The sequence below is a fragment of the Pedobacter sp. AW31-3R genome (assembly GCF_052180285.1).
Lineage (GTDB): Bacteria > Bacteroidota > Bacteroidia > Sphingobacteriales > Sphingobacteriaceae > Pedobacter.
Genome location: NZ_CP197475.1, coordinates 4,159,411 through 4,174,175 on the forward strand (window position 1 = coordinate 4,159,411; position 14,765 = coordinate 4,174,175).

The 14,765-nt window shown below is 47.2% G+C and carries 13 protein-coding genes; 7 read left to right on the forward strand and 6 right to left on the reverse strand.

Features of this window, described 5'->3' with window-relative positions; translation table 11 throughout:
* Nucleotides 1–31 precede the first annotated feature (31 nt).
* Together ACSBL2_RS17025 and ACSBL2_RS17030 are read left to right on the forward strand one after the other, a co-directional pair.
* Complete coding sequence (locus ACSBL2_RS17025; protein ID WP_442587749.1) at nucleotides 32–2,398, forward strand: mechanosensitive ion channel domain-containing protein; 2,367 nt, start codon at nucleotides 32–34, stop codon at nucleotides 2,396–2,398.
* Between the two features lie 257 nt (nucleotides 2,399–2,655).
* Nucleotides 2,656–3,774: a hypothetical protein gene (locus tag ACSBL2_RS17030; protein ID WP_442587750.1), complete on the forward strand. Its 1,119-nt coding sequence runs from the start codon at nucleotides 2,656–2,658 to the stop codon at nucleotides 3,772–3,774.
* A 116-nt stretch (nucleotides 3,775–3,890) separates the two neighbouring features.
* Here ACSBL2_RS17030 and ACSBL2_RS17035 read toward each other — a convergent pair whose 3' ends face one another.
* The gene (locus tag ACSBL2_RS17035) at nucleotides 3,891–5,183 is read right to left on the reverse strand and encodes a sensor histidine kinase (protein ID WP_442587751.1); all 1,293 of its coding nucleotides are present in this window, start codon (nucleotides 5,181–5,183) and stop codon (nucleotides 3,891–3,893) included.
* Nucleotides 5,184–5,517: 334 nt separating this feature from the next.
* Here ACSBL2_RS17035 and ACSBL2_RS17040 point away from each other — a divergent pair, with 334 nt between their 5' ends.
* The 5 genes from ACSBL2_RS17040 to bioA all read left to right on the forward strand — a co-directional run bounded on the left by ACSBL2_RS17040 (nucleotide 5,518) and on the right by bioA (nucleotide 10,410).
* Nucleotides 5,518–6,141: a hypothetical protein gene (locus tag ACSBL2_RS17040; RefSeq protein ID WP_442587752.1), complete on the forward strand. Its 624-nt coding sequence runs from the start codon at nucleotides 5,518–5,520 to the stop codon at nucleotides 6,139–6,141.
* 11 nt (nucleotides 6,142–6,152) lie between these two features.
* Entirely contained in the window at nucleotides 6,153–7,280 is a 1,128-nt protein-coding gene (locus ACSBL2_RS17045) for an aminotransferase class I/II-fold pyridoxal phosphate-dependent enzyme (RefSeq protein ID WP_442587753.1), read from the forward strand.
* A gap of 105 nt (nucleotides 7,281–7,385) precedes the next feature.
* Entirely contained in the window at nucleotides 7,386–8,006 is a 621-nt protein-coding gene (gene bioD, locus ACSBL2_RS17050; RefSeq protein WP_442587754.1) for a dethiobiotin synthase, read from the forward strand.
* Nucleotides 8,007–8,059: 53 nt separating this feature from the next.
* On the forward strand, nucleotides 8,060–9,043 hold the full coding sequence (gene bioB / locus ACSBL2_RS17055; RefSeq protein WP_442587755.1) for a biotin synthase BioB: 984 nt from the start codon (nucleotides 8,060–8,062) through the stop codon (nucleotides 9,041–9,043).
* 80 nt (nucleotides 9,044–9,123) lie between these two features.
* Nucleotides 9,124–10,410 carry an adenosylmethionine--8-amino-7-oxononanoate transaminase gene (gene bioA / locus ACSBL2_RS17060; RefSeq protein WP_442587756.1) on the forward strand — a complete coding sequence of 429 codons (1,287 nt, stop codon included), beginning with the start codon at nucleotides 9,124–9,126 and terminating at the stop codon, nucleotides 10,408–10,410.
* A gap of 102 nt (nucleotides 10,411–10,512) precedes the next feature.
* Here bioA and ACSBL2_RS17065 read toward each other — a convergent pair whose 3' ends face one another.
* The 5 genes from ACSBL2_RS17065 to ACSBL2_RS17085 all read right to left on the reverse strand — a co-directional run bounded on the left by ACSBL2_RS17065 (nucleotide 10,513) and on the right by ACSBL2_RS17085 (nucleotide 14,707).
* Nucleotides 10,513–11,361: a substrate-binding domain-containing protein gene (locus ACSBL2_RS17065; protein ID WP_442587757.1), complete on the reverse strand. Its 849-nt coding sequence runs from the start codon at nucleotides 11,359–11,361 to the stop codon at nucleotides 10,513–10,515.
* Between the two features lie 346 nt (nucleotides 11,362–11,707).
* On the reverse strand, nucleotides 11,708–12,574 hold the full coding sequence (locus ACSBL2_RS17070) for a glycosyltransferase family 10 domain-containing protein (RefSeq protein WP_442587758.1): 867 nt from the start codon (nucleotides 12,572–12,574) through the stop codon (nucleotides 11,708–11,710).
* A gap of 91 nt (nucleotides 12,575–12,665) precedes the next feature.
* A complete protein-coding gene (locus tag ACSBL2_RS17075) occupies nucleotides 12,666–13,157 on the reverse strand; it encodes a hypothetical protein (protein WP_442587759.1) in 492 nt (163 codons plus the stop codon).
* Between the two features lie 120 nt (nucleotides 13,158–13,277).
* Nucleotides 13,278–13,916, reverse strand: coding sequence for a hypothetical protein (locus ACSBL2_RS17080; protein WP_442587760.1), 639 nt, complete (start codon nucleotides 13,914–13,916; stop codon nucleotides 13,278–13,280).
* Nucleotides 13,917–14,062: 146 nt separating this feature from the next.
* On the reverse strand, nucleotides 14,063–14,707 hold the full coding sequence (locus ACSBL2_RS17085) for a hypothetical protein (protein ID WP_442587761.1): 645 nt from the start codon (nucleotides 14,705–14,707) through the stop codon (nucleotides 14,063–14,065).
* Between the last annotated feature and the right edge of the window lie 58 nt (nucleotides 14,708–14,765).

The following is a 14,765-nucleotide window of genomic DNA, read 5'->3' on the forward strand; positions in this document are numbered from 1 at the left end:
GGTGACAAACAAATTTCTTCTTACAGCCTACATGACAACAAAAAGTTCATCTTCATCAGCTATCCGTCTTGCCCTGGTTTTGGTATTGCTGTGCTTTTCTGCGGCCCCTAGTTTCGCGCAGAAAAGCAAACAGTCGGCTTTAGCGCATGACCTGGCCATCCTCAGTGATTCCGCCACCTTAACCAAAGGGGACTACCTTTCCCATCTTGAAAAAGTATTCGAAGCGGTGAATAAAGTCCCTGTTACGGTAGCTTCGTTCAAGAAACTGGTCCCGATAGAGGGTCACCTCAGCCAGGACGAAGCGGCGATCGCTTTGCTGAAGAGCAGGCTTACCCAGAGTGAAAGAACACTCAACCTGCAGAACCTGCAAATGGACCAGACCTTACTGGAAGAGCTGCAGAGCAACAATAAAGACTGCCTGAGCGACCTGGACGAATATGAAAAAGAATTAAGGGAATTAAAAACAGAGATCCTGAACCTGCGTAAAGACTCGGTTATCATCAAGATCTTCACCCAGCCTTCCATGAACAGCCTGTTTAAAGATCAGTTTGCGGAGCTGAAGAAAAAACATGTGGTCATGGACAGCCTGCTCAAAAATACCACCCTGACCATCAATAACCTTCAGGCACGTACTTCTGCCAACCTGATCAACATCAAGGAGCTCATGTACCTGACCGACAGCCAGCTCAGTGCAGTCAGCATCCGTGCATTCGGGAAGGAACGCCGGTACATCTGGGAACCGACCAACCGCAGGGCCAACCGCAGCGAGGGCTTCCGTAAATTCATCAACGGGGAACAGCAGATCTCCGGGTATTACTTCGTATACACCCGCAGCAGCAGGGCATTATTGCTTTTCACCTGCCTGGTGTTCTTCTTCTGGGTATTCTTTAATTTCAGGAGCCTGAAACAGCGCGACAGGTTGGATGCCGTGGTGGATTTCCGTTTTTCCTTCCTGAGTCCCCATCCCTACCTCATTACCTTCATCATGCTCTTCACGCTGGCACCGGTATTTGACCTGGGTGCACCGGCCTTATACATCGAAGGGGTACACCTGCTGCTGGCGGCACTGTTAACCCTTCTGTTTTACAAAAAACTACCGCGCAGGTTATTCCAGCAGTGGTGCCTGTTTGTGTTATTTCTGCTGGCGCCGGTTATCCTGCGTATCCTGGGCATGCCCCCACGTTACCAGCGCTGGCTCCTGCTGTTTTTAAGCAGCAGTGCCACCATCTACGGCATCCTGGTCTGGAGAACACTGGAAGAGAAATCCAGGCGGTATAAAGTACTGCTCAGCACGGGATGGATCTATGTCACCTTTGCGGTAATCGCTACCTTCTGCAATATTTTCGGGCGTTTTACGCTGACTGGCATTTTCTACAATACCGGGGTAAGCGCATTCCTGAATGCGGTCTCTTTAACGATCCTGGCGAAAATGCTGGTCGAGGCCTTCCTGCTGCAAATGAAAAGCAGCAGGATTAGGAAGGGGTATCCGGAGTATTTTGACTGGAAGCCGGTCATCGCCGGACTCAAAAGGCTGGCCGGCATCGCCGCAATCATCATCTGGTTTGTTATTTTCACCACCAACCTCAACATTTTCAACGGGTTGTACAGCTCGGTCATGGAAGCGCTTACAGCAACACGCACCATAGGCAGCTTCTCCTTTACCTTCGGGGGGGTGGTCCTCTTCCTGGGAATCATCTGGACGGCAAACTTCCTGCAAAAATACATCGCCTACTTCTTTGGGGATACGGGTGATGACACTTTTGAAGACAACAAAGGGGAACGTTCAAAATTGCTTGTTACACGACTGGTCTTACTGATTGGCGGTTTCCTCATTGCTGTTGCCGCTTCGGGACTGCCGATCGACAAGATCACCGTGATCCTGGGTGCACTTGGTGTGGGTATTGGTCTGGGTTTACAGAACATCGTCAGCAATTTTGTGTCCGGCATTATCCTGATCTTCGATAAAACCATACGTATCGGTGACGTGGTAGAACTGAGCAACAAAAAAGGAAGGGTGAAGGAAATCGGTGTCCGTGCCAGCACCCTGCTGAGCGATGAAGGTGCTGAAATCATCATTCCCAATGGGGCCATTCTATCCAATAACATCATCAACTGGACACTCAGCAATAACCAGATGCGTGTGGACATGGCACTATCCATTACCAAGCCCTTCGATTCCACGGAAGTCATCAGCCTCATCCGGGACATCATTGCCGAAAACAGCAATGTTTTTATCAATAAGGAACCGGTGATCATGATCAGTCCCGTGAGTAAACTGAACAGCGACGTAAAAATATATTTCTGGTGCAAGGACATTTCAAAAGCTGACCTGACAAAAAGTATGATCAATGCACAAATATTTGATGTGTTTGAAGAAAAGGGAATTGAAATTTTATAATTTCGTCAAAATATTTATAAAAAAAACCAGGCTATCCTGCTTAAACAGCAAGGTGAAACAGGAAGGGCCTAAATTTATATTCAAATGAAGACAATCCTAAGCCTAACGCTAACAAACAGCAATGAATAGGCTTATGATCGCTTCATCACCTTTAAAAAAAATATATTCTGATGAAACCATCATAAGCCTACCGCTGACAAACAGCAATGAACAGGCACATGATCGCTTCATCACCTTTAAAAAACAACTATACGCTGATGAAAACAATCATTCCGGTAAAATCCAAAAAAGAACTCGGGGCATTCATCGATTTTCCGCACGACCTGTATGCGGGAGACCCGAATTATGTTCCGGAGCTGTTTATTGCCCAGAAAGACCTTTTAACCACCCATCCTTTCCATAAACATTCTTCATTGCAGTGTTTCCTTCTATACGACGGAACTAAAATCATTGGCAGAATTGCAGCGATCCTGAACAATAGCCACAATACCCTGAACAATGCCAGTGATGGTTTTTTCGGATTTTTCGACTGTATAAACGACCAGGCTGCTGCCCAGTTGCTGATGACAACTGCAGAAAACTGGCTGAAGGAAAAAGGGGTAAAAAACAAAATCATTGGCCCTGTAAACTTTTCTACCAATGAATCCTGCGGATTACTGATTGAAGGTTTTGACTCCCCTCCAGTGGTGATGATGCCTTACAACGCGTCTTACTATCCTGCCTTACTGGAAGGTACAGGCCTGAAAAAGCAGGTAGACCTGATTGCCTGGAGATTTACCGGCGACAACTACGATGACCGCTCGGTGAAATTAATGGACAGGCTGGAAGAACGCCTAAAGCGCAATGAGATCACCATCCGTAAGATCAACATGAAAAACTTCAAACAGGAAGCGGCAAGCCTGCGTGAGGTGTACAACAAGGCCTGGGACAAGAACTCTGGTTTTGTTCCCCTCAATGACGAGGAATTCGACTACCAGGCGAAAGACCTTAAACTGGTCCTGGATCCCGACTTCTGTCTTGTTGCGGAGCAAAATGGCAAGCTCATCGGTTTTGGTGCTGCCATTCCCGACATGAACCAGATACAGATCAGGATCAAAAAGGGAAGGTTATTCCCCACGGGAATTTTCAAGCTTCTTTTTGGCAAAAAGAAAGTCACAGGGATCAGGATCTTACTGCTGGGCGTGGTAGATGGCTACCGCAAAATGGGTATTGAAGCCTGTTTATACGGAGGCATCATCAAGGCGTACCGGGCTAAAGGCTTACAGTATGCTGAAGCCGGATGGACGCTGGAACACAATGATATGGTGAACAGTGCGATCGAAGCGATCAAAGGAGATCCTTACAAGAAATACAGGTTATACGAGAAACTGGTGTAAGCGGCGGATACTATTATTCTACCGCATTAAAAACGCAGTTATCCTAAAAAAAAGAGGTTGTCATCAGCCTCTTTTTCTGTTTCCGGGAGGAAGACAAAAAGGGATAGAAAAACGATTTAGTCCTTTTGGAAAGTAAGCAGGAAGGTTGTTCCTTTCCCCTCTTCACTCTCCAGGGAGATGGTGCCATTCTGCAGTTCCACATAACTCTTTGTCAGGACCAGCCCCAGTCCCACTCCCTTTTCGTTGTCGGTCCCGAAGGTAGACTGGCTTTTAAGCGAGAAGATCTCTGCATGGTTCTTTTTGGCGATCCCAATTCCAGTATCCCTGATCATGATGGTAAACCGGAGATCGTCTTCACTGTACTCGATCCAGATCTTTCCTCCTGAGGGGGTAAACTTAATGGCATTGTTCAGCAGGTTACGTACCACGAGCTGCATCATATCGGGGTCTGCAAACATGGTCAGGTCAGAGCTCTCCGGATAATTCAGTTCTATGCCCTTTGCTTTCGCCTGGAGGAACTGTACCTGCAGGGTATTGTGCAATACCCGGGATACGCTGAAACGGACGAGGTTGAGGGAAATCCCATCCATCTGTGCTTTCGTCCAGGACAGGATATTGCTCAGCATTTCTGAAGTTGACTTCGTAGAATGCAGCAGGTGGTCCTGAATATTTTCCTTCTCTTCGTCCGTCAGGTATACCTGTTTAAGCAATTCCAGGTAATTTTGTATAGAGGCCAGGGGCGACCGTAAATCGTGCGCCACGATAGAGAAAAGCTTGTTCTTGGATTCATTGAGGCTGACCAGTTCAACCTCCCTTACATCCGCCTTACTTTTTTCATTGTAATAATTGTCCTTGATATAATAGGTCACCAGGGCAAAGAACATGAAAATCATGAAATAGGCCTGTCCCTGGTCGATCAGGCGGATCGCATCATTGTCATAAATCGGCATTATCCATTCCGGATGAAGGAACTCTGCTGTCAGCAACCCAAAAAGAATCAGGGCACTGGTCGCCAGCCAGTATTTGAGCTGATATTTGGGACAAATGACCGCCAGGATAAAGGTAATGGCCAGCACCAGCAACAGGGTTACCCCTTTTTCCCCTCCACACACAAAATAGGCAACAATACATTCCGTATAGGAAACAAATGCAAAAATAAAGAGACTTATATTCATTCTATCCCTGAATCTGGATAAATAAAACGCGAATATCAGTACAGGAATAAAGGCAAAGGTAAAATAGACGATACCGCTGAGCCCCACAAAAAGGGATGCAGTACCATTGACAAGCATGATCAGGGAAGCCATAAGGGCCACCGCATGAAAAATACGGCTTTCTATAGAAAATACACCGGAATCGCCGATCCATTCATTCCATATACCTGCTATATTTGTTGACTTGCTTTTCAATTTATATTTATAAGTAGCAAATATATAAAATAAACTGACTGTCAACTAACAATCAGCATTCTTTCAGCGCTAAATATTGGATGTTTCCGGCTTTTTTGAGCGCATTTATGGTAAGATTTATAAATTTCAGCTGCCTGGTGGTAGAATGGCCCATTCCCTAACATCTTCCCCCGGACGCCTGTAGATTTCCTTTCAGGCAATTTCCACAGTTCCGCAGGCCATTTAACTGCAGATTCCAATTGTCCAACCCAACCGGACCACCCATAAACTTAAAACTGGCTCCCGTCAGCTATCCGGCGAGGTCATACTTTTGGAAAAAAACCAAGAAAGAACCATGAATATTGAAGAGCTATTAAGGCACATTGTAGGGGAACAGGCACTGCATGCCAGGTTCCTGAATACGCTGTCCCTGCAGGAAAACATCGGGGCAAGGAAAATATCGGCAAGTGAACTCCCGGAAACGACCACCTATATGGTCTTGAAACATGCAGCCGAAGAACACCGCCATGCGTATTACCTGAAAAAGCAGGTAGCGAAACTGAGTCCCGGGCAATTCCTTACCTATGAACCGGACTACCTGCTTGCCCCCCGCGGCAGCCGGTTGTACCTCAACAAGCTCGATCTCGAAACCAGCAGGTACCTGAAAAATACGTTGCGGCTAACCGGGGCAGACTTAAAATTTGGTGCCTACCTGCTGGTCACTTATGCCATAGAAGTCAGGGCAGACTACCTCTACCCCATTTATCAGCAGGTGCTGAATGAAGTCAAGAGCACAGTAAGTGTCAGGAACATTATTGTAGAAGAGCAGGGGCACCTGGAAGAAATGATTGAGCAGCTAAAAAGGTTCTCTTCCGATTGGGAACACCATGCCAAAATCATCACTTTGATAGAGGAAAGACTTTATCACCACTGGATCACTGACTTGGGCAGTGCCGTTCACTATTCCCCTAAGTTTTAAAAATACAAGTGATGAAGGCCACACTGCTGATGGAAAAAAAACTGCAATTCCGCAAAGACGATTTTGCCTGCCGCAAGCTGCAGGTGGTATCCAACCTCATTGATTTCAGCTCCAATGATTATTTAGGTCTATCGAGATCAGAAACTCTACATCAGCAAATTAAGGAATCGACAAGCAAGAAAGGAAAAGCGAAACTGGGATCTACGGGCTCCAGGCTGATCACGGGAAACACGGCTTACGCCGAAGAGCTGGAAGAGGAAATTGCAGCGATACACCAGGAAGAAAACGGACTGATATTCAATTCAGGATATGCAGCAAATATGGCCCTGTTCTCCTGCCTGCCACAAAAAGGAGACACCATCCTTACTGACGAATACATCCATGCCTCGGTCATAGATGGTGCGCGGCTCAGCTTTGCCCGTCGGATCAAATTCAGGCACAATGACCTGGACGACCTGGAAAAAAAACTCAGCAGCCTGGAGGGAATTGTCTACGTCGCAGTGGAATCTGTCTATTCCATGGAAGGGGACAGCCCCGATCTGCTTGCGGTCATGAAACTGTGCCAGACCTACCAGGCCCAGCTGATTGTAGACGAAGCCCATGCATTCGGGGTCCTTGGTACCGGACTGGTCGACCAGCTGGGTTTGCAGGGACAGGTATTTGCCCGGATCATCACCTTTGGGAAAGCACTGGGATTACATGGGGCCATTATCGTTGGCCCACAGCTGCTGAAGGACTACCTCATCAACTTCGCCCGCCCGCTCATTTACAGCACCGCCCTACCCTTAGACAGCCTCATTGCCATAAAAACTGCCTACAACTTTATGCTTTCCCAGAAAGACCTGCAAAGAGACCTGCTCAGGAAGTCGGAATTATTTGTGAACCATATGCCTCCGCAGTCCTTATTGTTCAGCACACGCAATCCCACAGCCATACAATGCGTATTTATAAGCGGGAATATTCAGGTAAGGATGCTGAGTGACACCTTGCAACATGCCGGTTTCGATGTGAGACCCATCCTGAGTCCGACGGTACCTGCCGGAAAAGAGCGGTTGAGGATCTGCCTGCACCTGCACAATACCGATGAGGAAATCCTCTCCCTGTGCAGGGAGTTCAGCAAGGTCAGATTAATCCCCTGATCCCCTCAATTTTAGCCCGTTTTTTATACTGGTCTCAGCTCCTCCCTTTTTCTTTCCCCTATTCAATTTTTTCTTTCCACTCATTCAAACCAAATAAACATATTGATGAAGATCTTCGATACCGACCATACCCCATTATTTATCACCGGCATAGGAACCAACATTGGAAAGACCATTGTTTCCGCGGCACTGGCCGAACAGGAAAAAGCCGACTACTGGAAACCTGTGCAGGCGGGGGATCTGCACGACAGTGACAGCGACAAGGTCCGGCGTTTGCTTTCCAACCGTCAGTCCTTCATCCACCCCGAACGGTTCCGCCTGTCCCTGGCCGCCTCTCCGCATCAGGCAGCACGCCAGGAAGGGATCTGCATCCGGCCGGAAGATTTCAGTCTCCCGGTTACCCGAAACAAACTGATCATTGAAGGTGCGGGAGGATTATTCGTCCCCCTCTCCAATGAATTTTTAATGATAGACCTCATTCGTCAGCTGGGGGCAAATGTGGTACTCGTGGTCCGCAATTACCTCGGTTGCATTAACCACAGCCTCCTCAGTCTACACGCCCTCCGGCATAGTGGCCTGTCCCTAAAACTTGTGGTCTTCAATGGCGCATTTGACACCGACACACAGGAGGTCATTATGGACCATTTGCCAGAAAATACGGCATGGAAACAGCTGACAGAAATTCAAGCACCCCACAAACAACACCTAAAAAACGCTTTCAAATAAAAAAACTAATTTTATACTATTCAAATACTTACAAATCCTATATAAACAATAAGATGAACACAAAAACCCAAATCAGAAACGACTGGACCCGAGCAGAAATACAGGAGATTTACCATCAGCCTTTGCTGGAACTGGTATACCGGGCGGCCACCATCCACCGGGAATTCCATCATCCGGGAGAGGTTCAGGTCTGCACCTTACTCTCGGTAAAAACGGGCGGTTGTCCTGAGGACTGTTCTTATTGCGGACAGGCGGCGCGTTACCACACCGGTATCAAAGTCAAAGCATTGATGTCAAAAACGGATGTGGTCGCCATTGCACAGCGGGCAAAAGATGCCGGTTCCTCCAGGTTCTGCATGGCTGCTGCATGGCGTGAGGTAAGGGACAACCGCGACTTCGAAAACATCCTGGAAATGGTTAAAGGTGTCAATGACATTGGACTTGAAGTCTGCTGCACCCTGGGCATGTTAAGCGAGTCGCAGGCAGAAAGATTACAGGAAGCAGGACTATATGCCTATAACCATAACCTGGACACCTCTGAGGAACACTACCAGGAAATCATCAGTACACGTACGTTCAACGATCGCCTGTCCACCCTCAACCATGTACGTAAGGCAGGCCTCTCTGTTTGCTCCGGGGGCATCATCGGCCTGGGGGAAACGCATGCCGACCGGATCAACATGTTACACACCCTTTCCACCCTTCCCCGGCATCCTGAATCTGTTCCGGTCAATGCGCTGGCCAGAGTCAAAGGAACTCCCCTGGCCGACCTGCCGAAAGTAGATTCCTGGGAAATGACCAGGATGATTGCCACGGCAAGGATCCTCATGCCAAAATCCATGGTCAGGTTAAGTGCGGGGCGTGCAGAAATGAGTACCGAAGAACAATCCTGGTGTTTCATGGCCGGTGCCAATTCCATATTCACCAGTGAAAGCGAAGAATTGCTCGTCACTCCAAACCCAAGGCTGGACGACGACAGAAAAATGTTTGAGGTACTTGGGTTGAAGCCTATGGAGAAAAAAGTCCCTAAAGATTAGCCTAACCCAGCCCTTAACCCAAAAGAAAATAACAAAAACAACAACTTTAAGAACAACACCTTACTCCACTCAACTACACTATGAGTTTAACCAACAGCGCGTATATTGCGAGAGATGCCAAAGTCATCTGGCACCCCTATACCCAGATGCTCAATGCCAGGCCCCCCATCCCCATCGGGCGGGCGGAAGGCAGTTATTTATTTGATCTGGAGGGCCGGAAATACATCGATGCCGTCTCCTCCTGGTGGGTCATCCTTCATGGCCACTCCCACCCTTTCCTGGTTTCCAGGGTCACCGAACAATTGAAAAAACTGGACCAGGTTATCTTTGCGGGGTTCAGCCATGGGCCTGCCATTGAACTTGCGGAAAAGCTGCTGCAGCTCTTACCTGCAAACCAGGAGAAGGTATTTTATACCGACAATGGGTCTACCGCCATTGAAGTTGCCCTCAAGATGTGCCTGCAATACTGGTTCAATAAAAATCAGCCAAGAAAAAAAATCCTTGCTTTCCGCAACGGATACCACGGTGACACCTTCGGTGCCATGTCTGTCAGTGCAAGGGGTGCCTGGACTTCTCCTTTTGCCTCCTTATTATTTGAAGTGGTCTTTATCGACCTGCCCACAGCAGAAAACATAGCAGGGCTCAAAGCTTTTATTTCCGGCATCAGCGATTCCCTGGCCTGCTTCATCTATGAACCGCTGATACAGGGATCTGCCGGCATGGTCACGTACGGCGCCATGGAACTGGACCAGCTCATGCGCCATTGCCGTAGTTCAGGAATATTCATGATTCAGGATGAGGTATTCACCGGCTTCGGCAGGACAGGGAAAAACTTTGCTGCCGACCAGCTACAGGAACAACCGGACATCATGTGTTTTTCCAAGGGACTCACCGGGGGCATGATGCCTTTAGGGCTGACCACCTGCAGTCAGGAGATCTATACGGCCTTCCTCTCGGAGGACCAGTTAAAGACCCTCTTCCATGGCCACTCCTTCACAGCGAATCCACTCGCCTGTGCAGCGGCGGCGGCGAGTATAGACCTGCTGTTAACGGCAGAGACCCAAGCCCACATCCAGCGGATCTGTGCAAACCATACGGCCTTTGCGAAAACCATTGCCGGCCACCCGAAGTTAAAAGAAGTGAGACAGAAGGGAACCATCCTGGCCATGGAGTGGGCGGTACCTGGTGGCAGTTCCTATTTCAGTAACTTAAGGGACCAGCTGTATGACTTCTTCCTGGAACACCACATCCTCATGAGGCCATTGGGGAACGTGTTGTACATCCTTCCCCCCTATTGTATCAGTGATGATGATTTATCAGTGATCTACCACACCATCCACCTGGCCCTGGAAAAAATATCATGGTAACCAGCTATGTTTAAGCATCACCTGCTGATTCCTATAAGAGCAGGATCAGCTTAACAGATCCTGCTTCCTATAAACAAACGCACTAATTAAAAAACAAAGCTCTTATAGTGAATTGCGGATATTCACTTCGAAAGGGACCGCCACATTCCGTACTTCATTGTCCAGTACACAGGCTGCGGCCAGGCTACCCATCATTTCCACATCTGATGACACTGTCGTAATCCCATCAAGGATCACTCTTTTCAGCGGACTCTCCCCATAGGAAACCAGGCCCACATCCTTACCTACCGTTAACCCCACTGCTTGTACCCGCTCAATCACCGATACCAGGTCTTCCTCCTGCAGAAAGATATAGGCCTGTCCAAAGCCAATAGGGCACTGTTCCGGGTAGTCAATCACTTTACCGGCAAAACCATAGCGGTCGCAAAATCCCCTAAAACCTTCCACAATCTCTTTTGCAAAATGATTTGATCCCGGAACAAGGATCAGCAGACCATAATGAACCAGCCGGTCGTACAACTTCTCCATCGCCTCAAAAATATCGCTCTTCACATCTGCATACACAGAAGAAACGGCACCCTCCATCCCACTCAGCTGTTTATCCAGCAACACCAGCTTATCTCCTGACACCTTCCTCAGCAACTTCAGGGGACACTTATTACCGACATTAAAATGCAGAACAATAACCACTTTATCATAGGCCCCATGTTTCTCCAGTAAGCGCTTCCGGAAAGCCGGAAAGTCATTGTTATAAATGTACAGGTCCACAAGGGCACGATTGTCCAGTGCTTTTATAAAAGCATCGAAAAGCACTTTTGTATGTCCGCTAAAGCCATTCATCAGCAACAGCACATTAACCCTGGGTTTAGCTATGACCATCCCGGCCTTTGCCAGTTCCTTGCGGGCAATTTCCACTGTTCTTCGCGGAAAATCTTTGATCAACTTTTGCATATAAAAGAATTAAATCGTGAATCTGCCAGCGCAGGCTGGTTTTTGCTGTGCATATAGCCCTGCAGCACCCAGAAAGAAAACAAGAAAAACTACACTTACTTTATCCCTCAGCTGCATACCGATCGATTAAACTGCAGATAGAAAATTGCCGGGGAATTCACTTCGGCCAAACCGGTGACTTTTGGGGATCCAACGGTTGTGGCCATTGTATTCAGCAGGAAAACTGCCGGGAGAGGACGTAATTTCAATTTCATGGGATAGCCAATTGTTCAATAACAGTTCTTAAGATAGTGGTGCTTTTAAGAACAACCTCCCAAGGAAAAACAAAATATTTATGCACCGGCCTTCAGTCCAGCACAATATCCTTCAACCGGGTATATAAATTGAACTCGTTCCTGTAAATATCCCTGTTCAGGGAAGAACGCGGTGCAGGTTTGCTGATCATCTCCCTGATATCCTCAATAATCGTCGGGCTATCTATATCTATTGTCCTGAAATAGCGCTCATCATAAACCTCGGCGATATTGGGTGCACCATAATAAATAGGTACGGCATGGTACATGGCGCAGTCAAAAAACTTCTCGCTGATATAATTCTTCTCATTTGCACTTTCAATTGCAATGGAATACTCATAGGGGATCAGTGCGCTGTACTTATAATCGGGAGCACCTTTATAGCGAGGGTCATTGACCTCCAGGTTCCTGCCGAAGATATCCACGGGGAGGTCGGACTCCAGGATTTTATTCAGCAGCGCGATTCTTTTCCTGTAATTTCCGTACCCCTTATTCCTATTCGACACCACCATCGACACCTTTTTCTCCTTTTGTACGCTGGCCACAAAATCCATCAGCTGGTACTTCACCCTGTCATTGTAAAACATATATGAGGGGGAGGTAATCACCATTCCACCGAGATTGATCTGGAGGGTCTGTTCAAAAAGCCCGGGATCGTGGATCAGCAGGAAATCACTTTCTTTCAGAAAACGGTTATGCTTGTGCAACACGCTACAGGAAGGCTGCTGCACCACCGTAATGATCCCGGCAGAAGCCTTTATTGGCTCATCCGTCTTATCGAACACCACGGCAAAATCATAATCGTCCTCCAGGGTAAAGGACAACTGGTTATCATTGACCATATAATTGTAGACAAATCTTTCCAAAAGTGCTTCAGAAGACGCATTGCAGGAGAAAAACCTTAGCTTCATACCCATCATACTTTCAGTTTAAGTTACGCAATCAGATAAAGGGGATCCCCTTATCTTTCCATTTTGAACCATTTGTCCCGGCCCGCCTGACAACGTTCGGCTACCAGTTAAACTCCACCTTTTCAAATAATTTGGGTACGCCCATCATCTCAGGGCTATCCATTACCTTGATATAAAAACACTCCTTAAATAAAAAAAGGGGCACCCGCAGCAGGAGTGTTTCTTCCGGTTCCGGTGGGATATCGTTAGGGGTCACATCGAAGGTGATGCATCCATAGCTGATCAGGAAATTCAGCCTGTGTTTTCCATACTCCACGGGAAAGGCAGTCAAGGACCTCATGGTACTGGCAAGGTCGGGAAGGACCCACCTGATGGGATTAAAATAAAGCACGTAAAACTGTTCCGGGAGGTAGCGTACCCTACGCTTAAAATAAGTACTTAATCCTGCCCTCCTGTTCCGCGTTTCCGGCATAAAATGAACAAATTCTGGTATGCCAGTTTCTGTAAAAGGATAGATGATAATACCATTCAGCTGCTGTAAAACACGGTTTTGAGCTTCTGAATAAGCTAAAAATGAAAATTTCCCACACATATTGATCAAAATAATTTGCTTTACAGATCCGCATTAATCTGTTCACTCAATCACCCGATACAATTTACAAAGAAAATAAAACGGTATTGCTGCAGGTTCATTTTAGGGACTTTTATACCTTCAGTCCCCACTGCAATTATAACTGTAAAAGAAATAATTCCCCTTGACTGTCCGTACCAGTTTACATCCGCACTGGCTTTCACAATAACTGTCCAGCACCAGCTGCAGGCAATAGGGACTGATGACAAACTTCAGGAAACGGTTGATAGAGGTAAAGATATCCAGCGGCGAGCGCAGCTTGCGGAAATACCCGTCGCGGATCAGCACCTCCACCATATCGAGGAGGATCAGCAGGTCATAATCCCGTATCCCACTGAAACCGAGGAACACGCGCCGGCCAATATACTCCTGCAGCACAAAGCGGATCTTCCGTTGATGTTCCCGTGTAACGGAAGCACAGGTATAGGTACAGGTATCGCCGGCCAGATTTTTTTCCATACTGATTTTCACCTTATCATCAATGATCGTTTCCGGCATAAAACTGGTATAATCATTTTCCTCCAGGGCCAGGGCAATCCTGCTCAGTTCAGTGACATGGTAACAATCATGGTCAAAACACTCCACCTTTGCAATATAATTTCTCGGGCGGCCCAATAAATAAGAAAGTTGTTCTGCGCTGTACCCTTTGGCAATCCTTTTGATCATCACCTTATAAATGATCTGGAACTGGGTTTCTGTAATCTCGGATAGGTAATTCATTTCCATAAAAAGATGAATTGGACAAAATTTCGCTGTTTACTGGTGGCAAGTATAAAAGTTTTATCCAGAAACAAATATGATCTTGAACACCTATCGGAAAATGTCTCCATTTTATGGGCCTCAGTCCCGGGCCGGCTATCGGGACACTAACATAAGCCACTATAGCCCTGGTCCTTCACATAGGTAAAAAAACCGGGACGCATCACTTTAATCAGCTTAAAATCGTACACAGCGTCGCAGGCTTCTTCCAGTAAAATCATCAGGCCATAGGGATTCACTTCCATCTGCAGCAGGTCATTGATATACAGCAGCACATCCATGGCCAGCATGGGCTGGTCAAAGAGGCCATCGCGCGTCATCAGGTATACCGCATCCACCACGACACTCAGGTCATAGGCACCAATTACGTACGACTCCAGTTTCACCGCAAGGCTTGCAGGTTCCTGCACCAGGAAGCGGGTAATGGCAACGGTTGCCAGATAGGCAGTACATACATAGGTATTGTATCCGCCGATCATGGATTTCTCCATGCCTACCCGAACCATTTCAGCACCATCCTGCGTATTCCCACCCTCAGCCTCTTCCGGGATCCCCAAAAGTTTAATCAGTTTATTGACCACTGAGGGAGGGTAAGACCGTTCCCTGAAAAACTCAGCATTATCGATATAATCACAGGGTTTCCCGATCAAACAGGAAAGCAGTTCAGCACTATACCCTTTACGGATCCGGTTGCACATCACATGGTGTACAGTTTTCAGCGTAGCCTCCGTTACTTCAGCCCAATGCATCATAAATAATCATCTTTGGTTCAAACAAAGATTAAATATAAACAGGCTGAATCTATTCTGC